Raw genomic sequence first — 16,751 nt, forward strand, 5'->3', positions numbered from 1 at the left:
CCCTTTTGCATCCTCGAGGAAAACATGGTTACGCGTTTCTTAAACCCGCCAACACTTTTTCTAGTTTCGGTTCCATCGGTGCGTTGATTTCCATCCACTCATCATTTGATGGGTGTTGGAACTTAATGTTTGCCGCGTGTAGGAACAAACGATCTAAACCAACTTGACCTGTATAAGCATCAAAGCGGCGATCACCGTAGCGATCATCCCAAGCGATTGGGTGACCAGTGTATTGCGTATGAACTCGGATTTGGTGAGTTCGACCAGTAATCGGACTCGCCTGAATCAATGTAGCTTGTTCGAACTTTTCCAAAATCTTAAAACGCGTTTCTGACTGCTTACCATTAGGGTTAACACGAACAATACTGTTCACTTCGTTTTTGAGCAGTGGCGCGTTCACAACCTTACAACTACTTTTCCATTGCCCCATGACAAGAGCTAAGTAAAACTTCTTTACTGTCTTTTCACGAAACTGGGCTTGCAAGTGACGAAGTGCAGAACGCTTCTTAGCAACCAGCAAAATCCCTGAAGTATCACGGTCAATACGATGCACAAGTTCAAGAAAGCGAGCTTGAGGTCGCAGAGCCCTAAGCGCTTCAATCGCACCAAACTTTAAACCACTGCCACCATGCACAGCGGTGCCAGATGGTTTGTTTAGAATCAACATATGATCATCTTCGAAGATAATCATATTTTCCAACTCAGCGACTTTGTTAAGTTTCGTACTTGGTGCGACATCGTCATCTTTTTTCTCGACGGTCACCGGTGGAATACGAACGAGATCGCCTGCTTTTAACTTGTACTCTGCTTTTATACGCTTTTTATTTACGCGCACTTCGCCCTTACGCACAATTCGATAAATCATGCTTTTAGGAATGTCTTTTAATTGGTTGCGCAAAAAATTATCAATGCGCTGACCCGCCATATCTTCGTCGATGTCGACGAACTGGACTTTTGTTCTTATTTCGTTCATGGGCGGTATTGTAAACTCAATTTCGTGCGACTTCACATTATTCTTGTCGTAAAAGAAACTCTCGGTGGCACATACTGGTCTAAATTTCGCCAAGCTTTTGTTTAAATTATTAAAACTCTCAATCAAGTTCTCAATTTGTTTTCTGTCTTGAACAGTTTGCACATCTCAATTGCTTATGAAACAGCCAGTTATAAAATAGAAATTTTGAGTTTAGCGGCAAATTTTCTATCGTTTGCGTGAAAGCAGATTGCTGATAGCCACGCGCACTGCTATAGTTCACAGCTGCTAAGGAAGGTTTGGTTACATTTTATTCATTACCAATCATTTATCCTCAAGCAATGTGAGTAGATCGTTGAAGGTCGAGTGCAGCATTGGCGTGAGACACATCGAATTCAACACTCTTGCCACCCTACTCCTCGCATATTCACGTTGAGTACCTACCGCCCAAATAGCGGGTCACAAGTCTACGTTTCCAACAGAAACCACAAGAGGCTTGTGATGACTGAAGTGCCCGAGAGCATCCCCTTCCAGCCGGGAGGCTGCAAAATACAAGCCATGGGATCAGGCACCGTGAAAGAGCGAAAAAACAGTGGCAAGTCGACAAGAAAGATATAAAAGAAAAGACAACGAGAATTTTCAATGAAAAGAATGTTAATTAACGCAACTCAAAAAGAAGAGTTGCGTGTCGCTCTGGTTGATGGCCAGCGACTTTTCGATCTTGATATCGAGAGTCCAGGTCATGAATCTAAAAAAGCGAATATCTACAAAGGACGTATCACACGTATCGAACCAAGCTTAGAAGCCGCATTTGTTGATTACGGCGCCGAGCGTCACGGTTTCCTCCCTCTCAAAGAAATTGCCCGCGAATATTTCCCTGAAGGTTACACCTACCAAGGTCGTCCAAGCATCAAAGAAGTGCTAACGGAAGGCCAAGAAGTTATCGTTCAAGTGGAAAAAGAAGAACGTGGAAGCAAGGGCGCAGCTCTTACTACTTTCATTTCTCTTGCTGGTAGTTACCTTGTTCTGATGCCTAACAACCCTCGTGCTGGCGGTATTTCTCGTCGAATAGAAGGTGACGAGCGTACTCAACTAAAAGCCGCATTAAGTACTTTGGAACTGCCTCAGGGCATGGGCCTAATCGTACGTACTGCTGGCGTTGGCAAGAGTGCTGAAGAGCTTGAGTGGGATTTGAATGTACTACTTAACCACTGGGGTGCAATCAAAGGTGCAGCGGACTCTAACCCTGCTCCATTCTTAATCCACCAAGAAAGTAACGTTATCGTTCGTGCAATCCGTGACTATTTGCGTCGTGATATTGGCGAAATCTTAATTGATAGCAACACCATCTACGAACGTGCAAAAGAGCACATTCAATTGGTGCGCCCTGATTTCCTTAACCGCGTTAAGAAATATGAAGGCGAAGTTCCACTATTCAGCCACTACCAAATCGAAAGCCAAATTGAATCGGCTTTCCAACGTGAAGTGCGTCTGCCATCTGGTGGTTCTATTGTTATTGACCCGACTGAAGCACTAACGTCTATCGATATCAACTCTGCTCGTGCAACTAAGGGCGGCGATATTGAAGAAACAGCTCTAAACACGAACCTAGAAGCAGCCGACGAAATTGCTCGCCAATTGCGTCTACGTGACTTAGGTGGCTTAGTGGTTATCGACTTTATTGATATGACCCCAGTTCGTCACCAACGAGAAGTAGAAAACCGTCTACGTGAAGCCGTTCGCCTTGACCGCGCTCGTGTACAAATCGGTCGTATTTCTCGCTTTGGTTTGTTGGAGATGTCACGCCAGCGCTTGAGCCCTTCTCTTGCAGAAGCAAGCCATCACATCTGTCCTCGCTGTAGCGGAACTGGTGTCGTTCGCGACAACGAATCTCTAGCACTTTCTGTACTTCGTTTAATTGAAGAGGAAGCGCTAAAAGACAACACAGCACAAGTACTTGCAGTCGTACCTGTGCCAATCGCCTCTTACTTATTGAACGAAAAACGTCGTTCAGTAAACCATATCGAACGCATTCAAGAAGTGAAAATTACGGTTGTTCCTAACTCTGATATGGAAACACCGCACTTTGAAGTTATCCGTGTTCGTGAAGGCGAAGAGTTCGATCTGATTTCTTACTTACTTCCTAAGAAACTGGAAGCAATGAAAGAAGCAGAAGGTAAAGAGCCAGCGGAAGTTGACGTAAAACCAAAACGAATTGAAGAGCCAGTTCTTAAAGGCTTTGCGGCTCCGTCTCAAACCGCACCTGCACCAGCAGCTAAACCAGCTCCTGAGGCGAAGAAGAAAGAACAAAACGTTGAACAAGAAGAGAAACCTGGATTGTTCAGCCGTCTGTTTAAAGCACTTGGTAGCTTCCTATTCGGTGGTTCTGAAGAAACAAAAGAAGAACAGAAACCTCAGGAAGAGAAAAAACCAAATCGCGATAATCGACGTAACAAACGTGATCGTAACGATCGTCGTCGCAATAGCAACCAGCGCGATAATCGTGATAACCGCGACAATCGCGATAACCGACGTCGTCGTAAGCCTCGTGATGAGCAGGCTAATGAGCAAAACGAAGCTCAACAACAAACAAATAAACCGCAAAACCGTAACCAAAAGCGTAAACCTAAAGCTCAACAGGCAGATAAAGCCCAAGAGCAGAAAGCAAACGCAAAAGTAGCGGAAAAAGGTCTGCAGCTAGCAGCGGAAGCTCGTACTGAAACAAAACCAGAAGAGAGCAAACCGAAGCAGCAAAATGCGAAAGCAGAAAAAGTGAAAGAGCGCCGCCAACGTCGCAAATTGAACAAGTCTGTACGCGTTAAGGACCAAGAAGCTATTGAGAAGAAAGCCGCAGAAACAGCGGTTAAGACTCAAGAAACGGTTGAAGCTAAAGTTGAAAAGCCAACAGAAGCAGCGGTAGAGGCACAGCAAGACAACAAGCAAGCAGAGTCTAAGCAACGTCGTAATCGTCGTTCGCCACGTCACCTGCGTGCAAGCGGCCAGCGTCGTCGCCGTGGCCGTGATCGCCGCCCTAACCCGTTCCGCCTACGTAAGGGAGGTGTCGCTTCTCCTGAAATGGCTATGGGTAAAGTAATGCCACGTTACATTCCGAAACCAGCACCTAAGAAGGAAGAGCGAGTTAAGGAAGAAGCTGTAGCAGCAGTACCTACAATCCAAGGTGGCTTTGCGTGTCCAGAAATGGCAATGGGTAAAGTGATTATTCGTCGCGAGCAACCTGTCGTAACAGATGCTCCAGTTGTTGAACACAAGGTTCAAGAAACCGTTGAAGCGAAAGTTGAATCTCCAGCAGTAGAAGCACCTGTTGTGGAAGCAGTAATCGCAGAAAAAACTGAATCGGCAGTAGTAGAAACAGCCTCTGTAGAGCCTATCGTTGAAACTCCTGCAACTGAACATGCTGAACCGGTTGATGCCATTGTAGAAACGGCACCAGCTGAAGAGCCTGTGGTTGAAGCAGCAAAAGAGATTGCAGCCGAAGCGCCAGTAGCTAAACCAGAGCCTAAAGTCGAAGCCATCAAAGTTGCTGCTAAGCTAAACGCTAGCGCACCGATGACAAAAGCACCTGGCCCTCAAGAGCTACGCGAAATCACGGTTGCAGCAGCACCGTTCAAAACCGAACGTTACCAAGCTAAAGGTGCGGGTAGCCAAGTGGCTAAAAACCGCGCATCGGCAGAGATGACAAAGCCTAACTTTAACTAGGCTAAATCATTACGTTCAACTGCTTAACGGCATAAATAAATTAAAGGCTACCATCTGGTAGCCTTTTTTATCTTCATATCTGCCCAATAAATTGTTCATATAAATACCAATTCGCGATCACATTTGTACGCCATTATTCGTATCATTCTTGAACTTAATCACACTTTTCGGTAGCATGCGCCGACTCAAGTTTTCGACACCATTCTGATGCTGCTCTTTTAATACTACGGTTTACACTGCAATGTTTGATTAGAAATCAACCACTCAGTGGCTTGTGCAAATACGAATATGTGTCGGGTTTAACTCATTGCAAAGAGAACTTAAAAACAAACATGTTCGAATTTCCCCAATTTTCTAAGCACTCCGTAAAAAATGATGTGCTATCAGGCTTAACCGTTGCGCTAGCATTGGTTCCTGAAGCTGTCGCATTTGCGTTCGTCGCAGGCGTAGATCCGATGGTCGGTCTTTACGCTGCATTCATCGTTGGTCTTATTACGTCCATTTTCGGTGGTCGTCCCGGCATGATCTCTGGTGCAACAGGTGCCATGGCAGTCGTAATGGTTTCGCTTGTCGCGACTCACGGTGTCCAGTACCTATTCGCAGCCATCATGCTCGCTGGTATTCTTCAAATTGCCGCTGGTATGTTTAAATTGGGTAAGTTCATCCGTATCGTACCTCACCCTGTGATGATCGGTTTTGTGAACGGTCTGGCTATTGTTATCTTCCTAGCTCAGTTGGGTCAGTTTAAAGCGCCTGACATCAACGGCATGCTTACTTGGCTACCACAAGACCAGATGCTGCTAATGCTTGGTTTGGTTGCGCTGACTATGGCAATCATTCACTTTCTACCAAAAATCACAACAGCTGTACCCTCTTCACTTGTTGCGATCGTAACGGTGACGGCTTTAGTGGTTGGCTTGGATCTGGAAACTCGCACTGTTGTTGACTTCCTGCGTACAATGTCTGGAGATGAAGCTGCAACACTCGCAGGTTCACTACCAACCTTCTCTATTCCTGCGGTACCATTTACACTAGAGACACTACAAATCATTCTTCCATACGCGATCATTCTCGCGGCCATTGGTCTAATTGAATCTCTACTAACACTGACAGTTTTAGATGAGATGACGAATACTCGTGGTCAATCTAACCGCGAATGTATCGGTCAAGGTATGGCAAACATGACGTGTTCTGTGTTTGGCGCAATGGGTGGTTGTGCGATGATTGGTCAGTCGATGATCAACGTAAACTCAGGTGGTCGCGGCCGTCTATCTGGTATCGTTGCGGCTATCGCTCTATTGATGTTTATCTTATTCGCTTCTTCGCTAATTGAAATGATCCCACTCGCTGCTCTGGTTGGTGTGATGTTCATGGTTGTCATTGGTACATTCGAATGGGCAACATTTAAGCTAGCACGCCGCGTACCGAAGCAAGACTTCTTCGTTATTGTTCTTGTGACCGTTGTTACTGTTCTTACTGACCTTGCTGTTGCCGTAGCGGTTGGTGTTATCGTTTCTGCATTAATGTTTGCATGGCAACACGCTAAGCACATCTATGCCGACACGTGCTTAAACGAGGAAGGTTCAAAAGAGTACAAGATTCACGGCCCTATTTTCTTTGGCTCTGCGGCTAACTTCCTGGAGTTGTTTAACGCGCCTGAAGATCCAAAAGATGTGATTGTCGATTTTGCAGACTCTCGCGTGACAGATCACTCTGCAATTGAAGCCATTGAAACACTGGCTGAGCGTTACAATGCTCAAGGTAAAACGCTGCACCTTCGTCACCTAAGCCCAGATTGTCGTAAACTTTTGGACAAAGCTGGCAGCTTGGTTGAAATTAACGTGAAGGAAGACCCAAGCTACAAAGTCGCAACCGACATACTAGCGGGTTAACACGAATAAAAAGGGATGAGCTGAGCTCATCCCTTTTTCTATTGTCTTCAAGCCCGGCGATTATAGCTTCTTCAAAATAGCATCTGATGCCTCTTCGATTAAATCAAGCACCAGTTCAAAGCCATCTTCCCCACCATAATATGGGTCCGGGACTTCGTCGTAAACTGACTCAGAATGACTTAAAAATAACGATACTTTGTGTCGATACTTCAACGGACAAATATCCAATAAATCGGCCAAATTTGCTTTATCTGCGGCTAATATAAGGTCAAACTTTTCAAAGTCATCAATGGTGACTTGGCGCGCTTGCATTCCTTTAAAAGAATAGCCTCGCTGCTTTCCTGCTGCCATCGCTCTTGAATCCGGTCGGTTTCCTGCGTGGTAGCCAATTGTACCTGCCGAATCAACCTCTACTTCAACGCCTAGCTTTTGAGCTTTCGCTCTTAACACTGCCTCTCCAGTTGGTGACCGACAAATGTTTCCCATACAAACAACAAGTATTTTCTTCATTTTATTCCCTGAATTATCGGTGGTTTTTCTTCACGATATGTTGGTCTATCATAGCGAGATAAATCAATGAACCCAAATTAGCTTGGGCACAGCACGAAAAGGAATTGAGGAAGTATTATGTCTATCGAAGAAAATAAAGAAGCACGCCATAAAGCTCGCCAACAAAAAGTCAAAGAACAGGTAGACGCAAAAATCGCTGCTGCTCAAGAGGAAAAAGGTCTGCTACTGATCATTACCGGAAATGGTAAAGGTAAATCGACATCAGGATTCGGTACGATCGCACGCGCAGTGGGTCATGGTTTGAATTGTGCTGTCGCGCAGTTTATTAAAGGTACTTGGGACAACGGTGAGCGCAACCTACTTGAGAAACTCGGCGTTGAATTCCAAGTAATGGCAACCGGCTTTACGTGGGAAACTCAAAACAAAGCCGCTGATACCGAAGCGGCGCAAGGCGTATGGCAAGAATGTAAGCGCATGCTGCAAGACGACTCTATCGATGTCATCTTGTTTGACGAGCTAACTTATATGGTGAGCTACGGCTACATCGACTTAGACGAAGTGGTCGAAGCACTGAGCAACAGACCTAAAATGCAGTCGGTTATTATTACTGGGCGTGGCGCACATCGAACCCTGATTGAAATGGCCGATACCGTTTCTGAAGTGAAAAATGTAAAGCACGCATTTGAATCTGGCGTAAAAGCCCTCAAAGGCGTCGATTGGTAACACTCGCAGAGTAATTTAAAAAGGGTTGGCAAAATGCCAACCCTTTTGATTTTCACGCACGGTTAGTTGAAAAGATTCTTCAATAAACCATCGACCGCATCTTTGGTTTTCTCGTCTTTGATTTTGTCCGTTAGCTTCTCTACGCCACGATCGATTTCTTTCTGAGCTTTCTGCTTCAGAACATCATCGAATACGAGCTTGAATTTAGGTTCTGCCCACTTACCAGACACATTGATTGGAATCGTGATGTCTTTCAGCTCATCTATATCTTTACCGCCCTGGCCTTCTAGGCTACCTACAACTGACGTGCTGATAGTAAAGTCGACTGTTTCATTGATGTAGTTTGCGGTACCTTTACCACGAACACGTAACAATGGAGACTGAGCTTGCATATTATCCGTTGATACAACACCTTTGTTGAGTTTCAATGTCGCCGTCATCGCACTGAAGTCTGTTTTCTTAGCTTCATTGGTGCCTTCAACTTTTTGCCCTTTAAATTTCGCATAGTTTTCACGAATCAACTGAGCAACGTTGATGCCATTCACCGCACCGTCAGCAAAATTGATAACAACCGTACCAGATAGATTCTTCTTGATACCGGTAGGCGTGAGACTCTTACCTGTAACATTCACATCAATGTTACCTGTCCCTTCAAGTTTGTCGTTTTCAGCAACGTCTATAAGTAGCGGTTGAACTTTCACGCCTTTGATTGACTTTTTAACACTGTAAGTCGCTGGTGATTGGCGTGCATCTAACTTCGCTGTCGCTGAGATTGAGCCTTGGTACAACTTCGAACTAAAAGATGTAAGCTCAAACACGCCACGATTTACAGTGAAGCTCGTTTTTACCGCTTCCATCTTCGCATTTGCCGCTTTGAATTTGTCGATGGTAATGTCACCCTTTACATCTAACGTTTTCAACGCAGACAAATCAGGCTCAACCTCAGGTCCGGCAGGAGCACTCTCGCCACCAGAAGCAGGCTTATTACCTTCGGCAGCTTGCTTATCTAACCCTAAAAACTCATCAAGATCGATATTGGGGCTATGGAGAGCAAAGCGTACTTTAGGAATATCACCGAGTGTCACATCTGCCTTACCATCTAGGGCGATAGCATTCGCTGTTAACTTCTCTAGAACAAAACTCAGATGGTTTTTCGTTAGGTCGAAAGACAGATCAGACACCATGTCGACTTTCATCGGGGACTGAGGTAAAGCATCACCCTCAAAAGTCGATTTAAGAGTTAACTTATCCAACTGTACTTTGCTGATAGCCTTGTCCACGCTAAGTTGACCAGCACCCTGCATATCTAACTTCATACCACCAGCGACACCCTTAATGGCATAAGTCAGGTTATTTACTTTATCGAATTCAAACGTGTCTAAACCGATCGTTGCCGATTCAATTTTATTGGCAGGGTCAGAGTATGTCGCATCAAAGTTGATGTTCTTTAGCGCGTAGTTTGCCAAACCTTTTTCTAGCTTAAAGTCTGCCTGACCTTTCGCGGTGAACTTTTGGTCGTTCATTTCGCCCTTCACGCCAAAATCAGCCGTTGTCCAGTTGTCAAAAGCGAATTCGGAAAGGTTTAATGAAATATCATAAAGTTTGGTGTAACTACCGGCTTGCTTATCCTGCATTTCTAATGAACCGTTAGAAACCGTAACGCCAGCAAGATTAATACTCCAATCAGAACCAGAAGTTTGCGTTTCACCATTTTGCGTAGGCGCAGCATTGCTCTCTTGTTCTGCTTGTTGTGTTTGGGCTTTCGTCAATGCATCAATATTCTTGCTGCCATCTTTCTTGGTTTCAATGTAGAACTCAGCACCATCAAGCGTGACGTTTCCAATTTCAAGCTGTTGACTAAAAAGTGGCATAACAGAGATGTCTACACCAACGGTATCAACTTTGAATAAATTGGGTTTACTAAAGCCTTGTGGGTTTCGCAATTCTGTATGTCCCAACTCAAAGCCAATTGATGGGAAAAATTGCCAACTGATATCCCCTTCAATCACCAACTCTAATCCCGTTTGCTTTTGCGCTTGCTCAACAATAAGGGGTTTAAACTGATTCGGATTGACGAAGATGGTTAACGCTAAAATTGCGACCAAAATGACCACAATCGGTATTGCTAGAATTAAGAGCAGTTTCTTCATTTGTTTTTCCTTGCTCGAGTGTTTTTACAATTATAAGCGCAGACTCCATTTGCCGCTGACAGTTCCACAAAAGCGTGAAAAGTGTCTGGTTTTAACCTGCAACTGACTAATTTAAAAACAAAAAAAAAGAAGTGGCACTTAAGGTGCCACTTCTTCTCCTAAAAATAAAGCGATATAGCCGTCTATAGGCTTAAGCTTTCAAAAGTCTTGCAATGTGAGCTTTTAATACATCAATTGCGATACGGTTTTTACCACCGCGAGGAACAATAATGTCCGCATATTGCTTAGAAGGTTCGATAAACTGCATGAACATCGGACGTACTGTTTGTTGGTATTGCTTAAGAACAGACTCCATAGTTCGGCCTCGTTCTTCCACATCACGCTTAACACGGCGAAGCAAGCAAATATCTAACGGTGTGTCCATAAATACTGTCGCATGCATCAAATCACGAAGACGAGGGTCTGTAAGAAGAAGGATACCTTCTAGAATGATCACCTTTTTAGGTGTCATTGTGGTGGTGTTAATTGTTCTTGTGTGCTCAGTGTAGCTGTACTCAGGCACTTCTACTGCTTCACCACGTACCAATTTTTCTAGGTGCTCACACAGTAGGTCGTGGTCCAACGCACTCGGGTGATCGTAGTTCGTCTTTACTCGCTCTTCCATGCTTAGGTGGCTTTGGTCGTTGTAGTAGCAATCTTCCGTGATGACACCGATTTGATGATCGCCTACTTTCGCGCGAAGCTCATTATAAATAGTGCTCGCGATCAGACTTTTTCCAGAAGCAGAAGCGCCAGCAATACCTACGATGACGCATTGATTATTATCAGACATTAGTTTGCACCCGATGATGATTTCTAGTCACATAAAAAGATAAACTGCCTGATTATAGGGAGTTCACCCCATAGTTACTAGTTGGAATTAGGGTTTAGTCATAAGTTTCTGCCTGCTCAGAGGATTAACCTCCGAGCAAACGTTAAAATGTGCAATTATCAACCAACAGGCATAGTAAACTTAGTTCATCATTGTAAAGCTAATCGCATCTGGTTTTGCTTTGCCTTGCCAAAACATCGTGCTACATACGCGATCGGCAAGTTGCTTATAATACCCTGCATGCTCACTTTCTGGGCGTCTTGCTACTGTTGGCACGCCAGCGTCAATATCTTCTCGCATAGAGATATGAAGCGGAACTTGTCCTAACAATGCTAAGCCAAATTCTTGCGACATTTTTTCAGCTCCGCCCATACCAAAAATATGCTCTTTCGCGCCACATTGACTACAAATGTGATAACTCATGTTTTCCACAACACCAATAACCGGGACATGGACTTTGTTAAACATTGCCGCTCCCTTCCTTGCATCGGCAAGGGCTAAATCTTGCGGCGTTGTGACTAGCACGCTACCTGTTACCGGAATTTGTTGTGACAGAGTCAATTGAATATCCCCCGTACCTGGCGGCATATCAATCACCAAATAATCCAAATCTGGCCAATCTGTTTCAGTTAATAACTGCGACAATGCTTTTGAAGCCATTGGACCGCGCCATATCGCCGCTTCTGATTTATCCACCAAATAACCGATAGAATGAGTATAGATGCCGTGAGCAAAAATGGGTTCCATCCACTTGCCATCACGAACTTCTGGTTTAGCATCTTCTTGCCCCAACATCATAGGTACAGACGGACCATAGATATCTGCATCCAACAATCCCACTTTCGCCCCAGATTGAGCAATCGCCAACGCTAAGTTAACTGCGGTAGTAGATTTACCAACGCCACCTTTCGCAGAACTGACGGCAATGATGTTCTTAACACCCTTAACCGAGTTAGCCACTTGAGTTTCTAAAGCTTTAACTCCAAGGCGAATATTAAATGGGAATTCAGCCACTTTACCCGAGGCTTGCTGCTGTTTGATCCAGTCATGCAGTACGGTTTGAAGCTCATTACTTGCGAATGGCAACGTTATATCAATAGAACCCTGTGTCGTAATCGAAATTGCGCCATGAATATCTGCCCAGTTTTCCACCAACTGTGGATGTTGGAATTGGTTAAACCAGTGACAAAAATCTTGTTTTGAAGTGAACTGATGCATAAGCCCTCCTTTTAGATGTCATGCTACCACCGTCCAGGCTCAACCAGAACCCCAAAAAAACTAAGGCATTCCGCAGTTTGACACCTTGGAGTTAGTCAGTTCATGGGGTAGTATTATCCATCAAAATTTATTTATACCTATCAAGAAAAGCGAATATTAAGTATGGCAAACGATCCAAAAAACTTTCCGTCAAGGAAAATGCTGGTAACTTGTGCCCTTCCGTACGCTAACGGTTCGATCCACCTTGGTCATATGCTTGAGCATATCCAAGCGGACATTTGGGTTCGTTACCAACGCCTACGCGGCAACACTGTAAACTTCATCTGTGCTGACGATGCTCACGGCACGCCAATCATGCTTAAAGCGCAACAGATGGGTATTACTCCTGAAGAAATGATTGCCGCAGTTAGCGAAGAGCACCAAAAAGACTTCGCTGGATTTGATATCAGCTTTGATAACTACCACAGCACACACTCAGATGAGAACCGTGAGCTAGCGTCACACATTTATCTTGAGTTGAAGAAAAATGGCTTTATCTCTAGCCGCACTATCTCTCAGCTGTTCGATCCAGAAAAAGAGATGTTCTTACCGGACCGTTTCGTAAAAGGTACCTGTCCAAAATGTAAGTCTGAAGACCAGTACGGTGACAACTGTGACAACTGTGGTGAGACTTACAGCCCAACAGAACTGATCAATCCTAAATCTGCGGTTTCTGGTGCGACGCCAGTAATGAAAGATTCAGAGCACTTCTTCTTCGACCTACCTCAGTTTGAAAGCATGCTAAAAGAGTGGACTCGCTCTGGCTCGCTACAAGCTGAAACAGCGAACAAAATGCAAGAATGGTTCGAATCTGGTTTGCAGCAATGGGATATCTCACGTGACGCACCATACTTTGGCTTCGAGATCCCTGGTGAGAAAAACAAATTCTTCTACGTGTGGCTAGACGCGCCTATCGGCTACATGGGCTCTTTCAAAAATCTATGTGACAAGCGCGACGACCTAGATTTCGACGAGTATTGGAAAAAAGACAGCTCAGCAGAGCTGTACCACTTCATCGGTAAAGACATCGTTTACTTCCACAGCCTATTTTGGCCAGCAATGCTAGAAGGTTCTGGCTTCCGCAAACCTAACAACGTATTCGTCCACGGTTACGTAACGGTGAATGGCGCGAAAATGTCGAAGTCTAAAGGTACGTTCGTAAAAGCAAGCACTTACCTAGAGCACCTAGACCCGGAATGCCTACGTTACTACTACGCTGCGAAACTAAACAGCCGTATCGACGACCTAGACCTTAACCTTGAAGACTTCACTCAGCGTGTAAACGCTGACGTAGTAAACAAGATTGTTAACCTAGCTTCGCGTAACGCTGGCTTCATAGCAAAACGCTTTGACGGCAAACTGTCTGACAACTTTGCAGAGCCTGAACTTTACAACGAATTTGTTGCTGCGGCTGACCGTATCGCTGAGCTTTACGAAACGCGTGAGTTTGGTCGTGCAATCCGTGAAATCACGGCATTGGCAGACAAAGCTAACCAATACGTTGATGAAAAAGCACCGTGGGTTGTAGCAAAAGAAGAAGGCAAAGATCAGGAACTACAAGACATCTGTTCTGTCGGTATCAACCTGTTCCGCGTACTGATGACTTACCTGAAACCAGTAATGCCATCGCTAGCTGCGCGTACTGAAGCGTTCCTAAACCAAGAGCTAACTTGGGAAAACATCGCTGCTCCACTAACAGGCCACGAGATCACTAAGTTCAAAGCACTGTTCAACCGTATCGATCCGAAGAATGTTGAAGCGATGATCGAAGCGTCTAAAGAAGATGCGGCGGCAGAAATGGCGGCGAAAGAGAAAGCTGAAGCGGAAAAGAACAAGGCTAGCCAAACCGAGCTAGACAAAGAACCAATCGCTGAAGAGATTGAGTTCGATGCTTTTGCTGCAGTAGATATGCGTATCGCTCGTATCATCTCTTGTGAAGAAGTACCAAAAGCCAACAAACTGCTTAAGTTCCAATTAGACATCGGTGGTGAAACTCGTCAGGTATTCTCTGGCATCAAGTCAGCTTACAAACCTGAAGAGCTAGAAGGCAAGCTAACGGTAATGGTAGCAAACCTAAAACCTCGTAAGATGAAGTTTGGTATGTCTGAAGGTATGATCCTAGCGGCAGGCCCTGGTGGTAGCGACCTGTGGATCCTTGAGCCACACGAAGGCGCTCAACCTGGCATGCGCGTAATGTAAGTTGTAGCTTTACGATCAAATTTAAAAAGTCCTCGCCAGTTCAGCGGGGACTTTTTTTGACTGAATTCACACTTTTGGGGAATTTGTGCACCAAACTTGTACAGCATCTTTCCCGTCACAAGCCTAACTCACTGTTTTAATAGAATTTAATTAGTGGCATCAAAACTGCAATCTTTCTTGTTAGGTCCAAACACTAACAAGGAGTTGGTTATGTTTGTTTTGATTTCCACACTATTGTCCATCGCTATTTTAGCCGGAATATATCACTTATCTTCTAAACGAGAGCAGCAACATGCGCGCAAATATCAGCTGTTAACATTGTTACGAGATGTTGTTCACCTTCTGAGACACCACCGAGCTGCTACTCACTACTCGCTTCAATTCCAACAAAACGATCAACAAAAATTGGACGCTCTTCATGATGCTCTGACTAACAAGCTGCATCTTTTAGTCGAAACATCACGGTTTGAAAACAAACCCATGTATCGCGTATTACAGATTAAAGTAGGGAAACTACTTGAACAATGGAATGACCATAGTGTTGCAAGAAACCAGATGGAGCATGGTAAGTTAATTCGTCATTGCTTGTTTTTGATGGATGAAGTAACCATCGCATGGCTAGCGGTTGAGCAAAGAGATGACTTGCATAATGAGTATCACATGAACTGGCAAAACATTATGGATAGCTTGGAGACCCTGACTCAGTTACGAATCAGCATTCAAGATTTAGGAGAGCAAGGCGGAAATGAGCGTTTCAAAAATTATGCATCGGTCATGATGCGTAAGCTAAACCAACTAGCGGTTATCGCTCCACTTAGCATTACCTCTCCTGCTTCCACGCGCTCAATACAGACGCTAAATGAATACGTGACAGGGAGTCATGTCGACTTAACAGAAGCAGAGCTTTATGGCATCACATCGGACTTGTCATTGACCATCTTCAATACTTACGACCATGTCCTTTCAGATGTCGTAGAGTCATTATATCTACCGTTACCCAGACTCTCACTAGCAGGATAAACGTTCCATACCTTATTATTGGTGCTTGGTTCGTCGCCGACTTATAAATAAAAACAAAAAAACCGCAGGCCTAAGGCACTGCGGTTTTCGTTTATTCAACTTGTCAGCGCTTAGCTGTCGTCTTCCGTGAAGTTCGTTGGTAATTGCTTTTTCATTTCGTTCCAGATCAACGCACTTTCCATACCATAATGACGAATCACTACTGGTAGTTGCTCACGCTGGCCACTTTCACAAGTTTCGAGCAATTGATGGTAAAACTTCAGAGCTAGCTCACGAGAAGCTGGATTTGAGAAGTAGTAGCTACCGACACGATCGTAGAGCTTCTTCAAACCATTAAAGATCAAACCGTAAATTTGATTTCCTGAATGGAATGCTAGGCGCTGGAAAAGCATATAATCGTAAAAGTTGAACGTTTTAGCAATCAAGATTTCTTGACGCTTCGCTTCATCTTTCTCGTTATCTTCTTTCACATTCTGCAGAACTTTTTCAGCATACGGCGAAGAAGCGATGAATTCGTCCCAGGAAGCCGCATTCATTAAAGCTTCACAAGATTCGATTACGTTCTTAATTGTACGCTCAGAGCTCTCTTTGTTCGCTTTAAATGCATAGCGCATAAAGATAGGACTGATGTTGGTACGTGCCGCAAGCAGATCTTCTACAATGTTTGTCGCATTATCAACGTCTAGCGTCATTAAAGTATCCAAAATATGCAGGCCAGAGGTCTCCATAAATTGGTTAACTTTCGTAGGTTTGCCGTGCTGGATAGTCAGCCATCCATCACGGGCTAGTCGTTGAAGAACCTCTCTTAAAGTCGTTCGAGTAACACCAATCAGTTCGGACAGCTCGCGCTCAGCAGGTAAAATTGAGCCTGGAGGAAAACGGCCGTTCCAAATGCTCTCGATAATATATTTTTCTGCGAATCCCGCAGGGCTTTTCGCCTTTATGACCATTCTACTTTTTATCCAATATTGATTTCTGAGGGTCGATACTACTCATCATACCACTACTTAGCGGTTTGAGAAAATTTACGATCAATAGTGGAAATGACTCCATAACATAGAGTTAATACTCTATATGTTGTGTCAATTTAAGAGGCTCTAACATGCGAGCGAAAGCAGTAAAATATGAATTTTCATTTAATTAAACAGCTCACAAATCTCGGAGAAATAAAGACAACCGTGTCACATTTTTATATTCAAAATATGAAAAATTACTTTGTATATCACAGTTAATATTCTTTCTTAATTTGCCTTTTCTCGTCACTGACCGTCATTTAAAATCCAAGAGGATTTTTTTAAGACTTTCATGGTATAGTAACGCCGTTTTGATCGCGTTATTACATTTAAAAAGTCATTTTAGTCGGTAGCATCACGTTTTGTTATTGACTAATAAATGCCTGAGTGTAGAGTTTGCGGTCGAAAGTGAGCGGTGCTTGAGTTCAG

At 44.2% G+C, this 16,751-nt stretch carries 11 protein-coding genes; 5 read left to right on the forward strand and 6 right to left on the reverse strand.

Annotation, left to right across the window (positions count from 1 at the left end; translation table 11 throughout):
• Positions 1-28: 28 nt before the first annotated feature.
• On the reverse strand, positions 29-973 hold the full coding sequence (gene rluC, locus R7F67_RS10760) for a 23S rRNA pseudouridine(955/2504/2580) synthase RluC (protein WP_054576337.1): 945 nt from the start codon (positions 971-973) through the stop codon (positions 29-31).
• Between the two features lie 639 nt (positions 974-1,612).
• On the opposite strand from rluC, the gene rne reads away from it, so the two are divergent.
• Positions 1,613-4,687 carry a ribonuclease E gene (rne, locus tag R7F67_RS10765; RefSeq protein ID WP_170893529.1) on the forward strand — a complete coding sequence of 1,025 codons (3,075 nt, stop codon included), beginning with the start codon at positions 1,613-1,615 and terminating at the stop codon, positions 4,685-4,687.
• Positions 4,688-5,019: 332 nt separating this feature from the next.
• A complete protein-coding gene (locus R7F67_RS10770) occupies positions 5,020-6,579 on the forward strand; it encodes a SulP family inorganic anion transporter (RefSeq protein ID WP_005380840.1) in 1,560 nt (519 codons plus the stop codon).
• Positions 6,580-6,639: 60 nt separating this feature from the next.
• Here the strand turns inward: R7F67_RS10770 and R7F67_RS10775 are convergent, their stop codons facing one another.
• Complete coding sequence (locus tag R7F67_RS10775) at positions 6,640-7,089, reverse strand: low molecular weight protein-tyrosine-phosphatase (protein WP_053304232.1); 450 nt, start codon at positions 7,087-7,089, stop codon at positions 6,640-6,642.
• 117 nt (positions 7,090-7,206) lie between these two features.
• Here R7F67_RS10775 and cobO point away from each other — a divergent pair, with 117 nt between their 5' ends.
• Positions 7,207-7,812, forward strand: coding sequence for a cob(I)yrinic acid a,c-diamide adenosyltransferase (gene cobO / locus R7F67_RS10780; RefSeq protein WP_005380837.1), 606 nt, complete (start codon positions 7,207-7,209; stop codon positions 7,810-7,812).
• Positions 7,813-7,874: 62 nt separating this feature from the next.
• Here the strand turns inward: cobO and R7F67_RS10785 are convergent, their stop codons facing one another.
• The 3 genes from R7F67_RS10785 to apbC all read right to left on the reverse strand — a co-directional run bounded on the left by R7F67_RS10785 (position 7,875) and on the right by apbC (position 12,051).
• Positions 7,875-9,962 carry an AsmA family protein gene (locus R7F67_RS10785; protein WP_025767218.1) on the reverse strand — a complete coding sequence of 696 codons (2,088 nt, stop codon included), beginning with the start codon at positions 9,960-9,962 and terminating at the stop codon, positions 7,875-7,877.
• A 190-nt stretch (positions 9,963-10,152) separates the two neighbouring features.
• A complete protein-coding gene (udk, locus tag R7F67_RS10790) occupies positions 10,153-10,794 on the reverse strand; it encodes a uridine kinase (protein ID WP_005380833.1) in 642 nt (213 codons plus the stop codon).
• Between the two features lie 180 nt (positions 10,795-10,974).
• Complete coding sequence (gene apbC / locus R7F67_RS10795) at positions 10,975-12,051, reverse strand: iron-sulfur cluster carrier protein ApbC (protein WP_318057178.1); 1,077 nt, start codon at positions 12,049-12,051, stop codon at positions 10,975-10,977.
• A 162-nt stretch (positions 12,052-12,213) separates the two neighbouring features.
• On the opposite strand from apbC, the gene metG reads away from it, so the two are divergent.
• Both metG and R7F67_RS10805 read left to right on the forward strand, forming a co-directional pair.
• Positions 12,214-14,289, forward strand: coding sequence for a methionine--tRNA ligase (metG, locus tag R7F67_RS10800; RefSeq protein ID WP_170893533.1), 2,076 nt, complete (start codon positions 12,214-12,216; stop codon positions 14,287-14,289).
• Positions 14,290-14,499: 210 nt separating this feature from the next.
• Complete coding sequence (locus tag R7F67_RS10805; protein ID WP_005380827.1) at positions 14,500-15,309, forward strand: hypothetical protein; 810 nt, start codon at positions 14,500-14,502, stop codon at positions 15,307-15,309.
• 110 nt (positions 15,310-15,419) lie between these two features.
• Here R7F67_RS10805 and fadR read toward each other — a convergent pair whose 3' ends face one another.
• Positions 15,420-16,259 carry a fatty acid metabolism transcriptional regulator FadR gene (fadR, locus tag R7F67_RS10810; protein WP_005380824.1) on the reverse strand — a complete coding sequence of 280 codons (840 nt, stop codon included), beginning with the start codon at positions 16,257-16,259 and terminating at the stop codon, positions 15,420-15,422.
• Positions 16,260-16,751 lie beyond the last annotated feature (492 nt).

Source organism: Vibrio sp. YT-17 (assembly GCF_033337375.1).
Taxonomy (GTDB): Bacteria; Pseudomonadota; Gammaproteobacteria; order Enterobacterales; family Vibrionaceae; genus Vibrio; species Vibrio alginolyticus.

What these genes read in the sequence shown, in the direction of transcription:
- fadR (WP_005380824.1), bottom strand. Translation starts at nt 16,259, where the DNA reads ATGGTCATAAAGGCGAAAAGCCCTGCGGGATTCGCAGAAAAATATATT.
- cobO (WP_005380837.1), top strand. Translation starts at nt 7,207, where the DNA reads ATGTCTATCGAAGAAAATAAAGAAGCACGCCATAAAGCTCGCCAACAA.
- rne (WP_170893529.1), top strand. Translation starts at nt 1,613, where the DNA reads ATGAAAAGAATGTTAATTAACGCAACTCAAAAAGAAGAGTTGCGTGTC.
- apbC (WP_318057178.1), bottom strand. Translation starts at nt 12,051, where the DNA reads ATGCATCAGTTCACTTCAAAACAAGATTTTTGTCACTGGTTTAACCAA.
- R7F67_RS10805 (WP_005380827.1), top strand. Translation starts at nt 14,500, where the DNA reads ATGTTTGTTTTGATTTCCACACTATTGTCCATCGCTATTTTAGCCGGA.
- metG (WP_170893533.1), top strand. Translation starts at nt 12,214, where the DNA reads ATGGCAAACGATCCAAAAAACTTTCCGTCAAGGAAAATGCTGGTAACT.
- R7F67_RS10770 (WP_005380840.1), top strand. Translation starts at nt 5,020, where the DNA reads ATGTTCGAATTTCCCCAATTTTCTAAGCACTCCGTAAAAAATGATGTG.
- rluC (WP_054576337.1), bottom strand. Translation starts at nt 973, where the DNA reads ATGAACGAAATAAGAACAAAAGTCCAGTTCGTCGACATCGACGAAGAT.
- R7F67_RS10775 (WP_053304232.1), bottom strand. Translation starts at nt 7,089, where the DNA reads ATGAAGAAAATACTTGTTGTTTGTATGGGAAACATTTGTCGGTCACCA.
- udk (WP_005380833.1), bottom strand. Translation starts at nt 10,794, where the DNA reads ATGTCTGATAATAATCAATGCGTCATCGTAGGTATTGCTGGCGCTTCT.
- R7F67_RS10785 (WP_025767218.1), bottom strand. Translation starts at nt 9,962, where the DNA reads ATGAAGAAACTGCTCTTAATTCTAGCAATACCGATTGTGGTCATTTTG.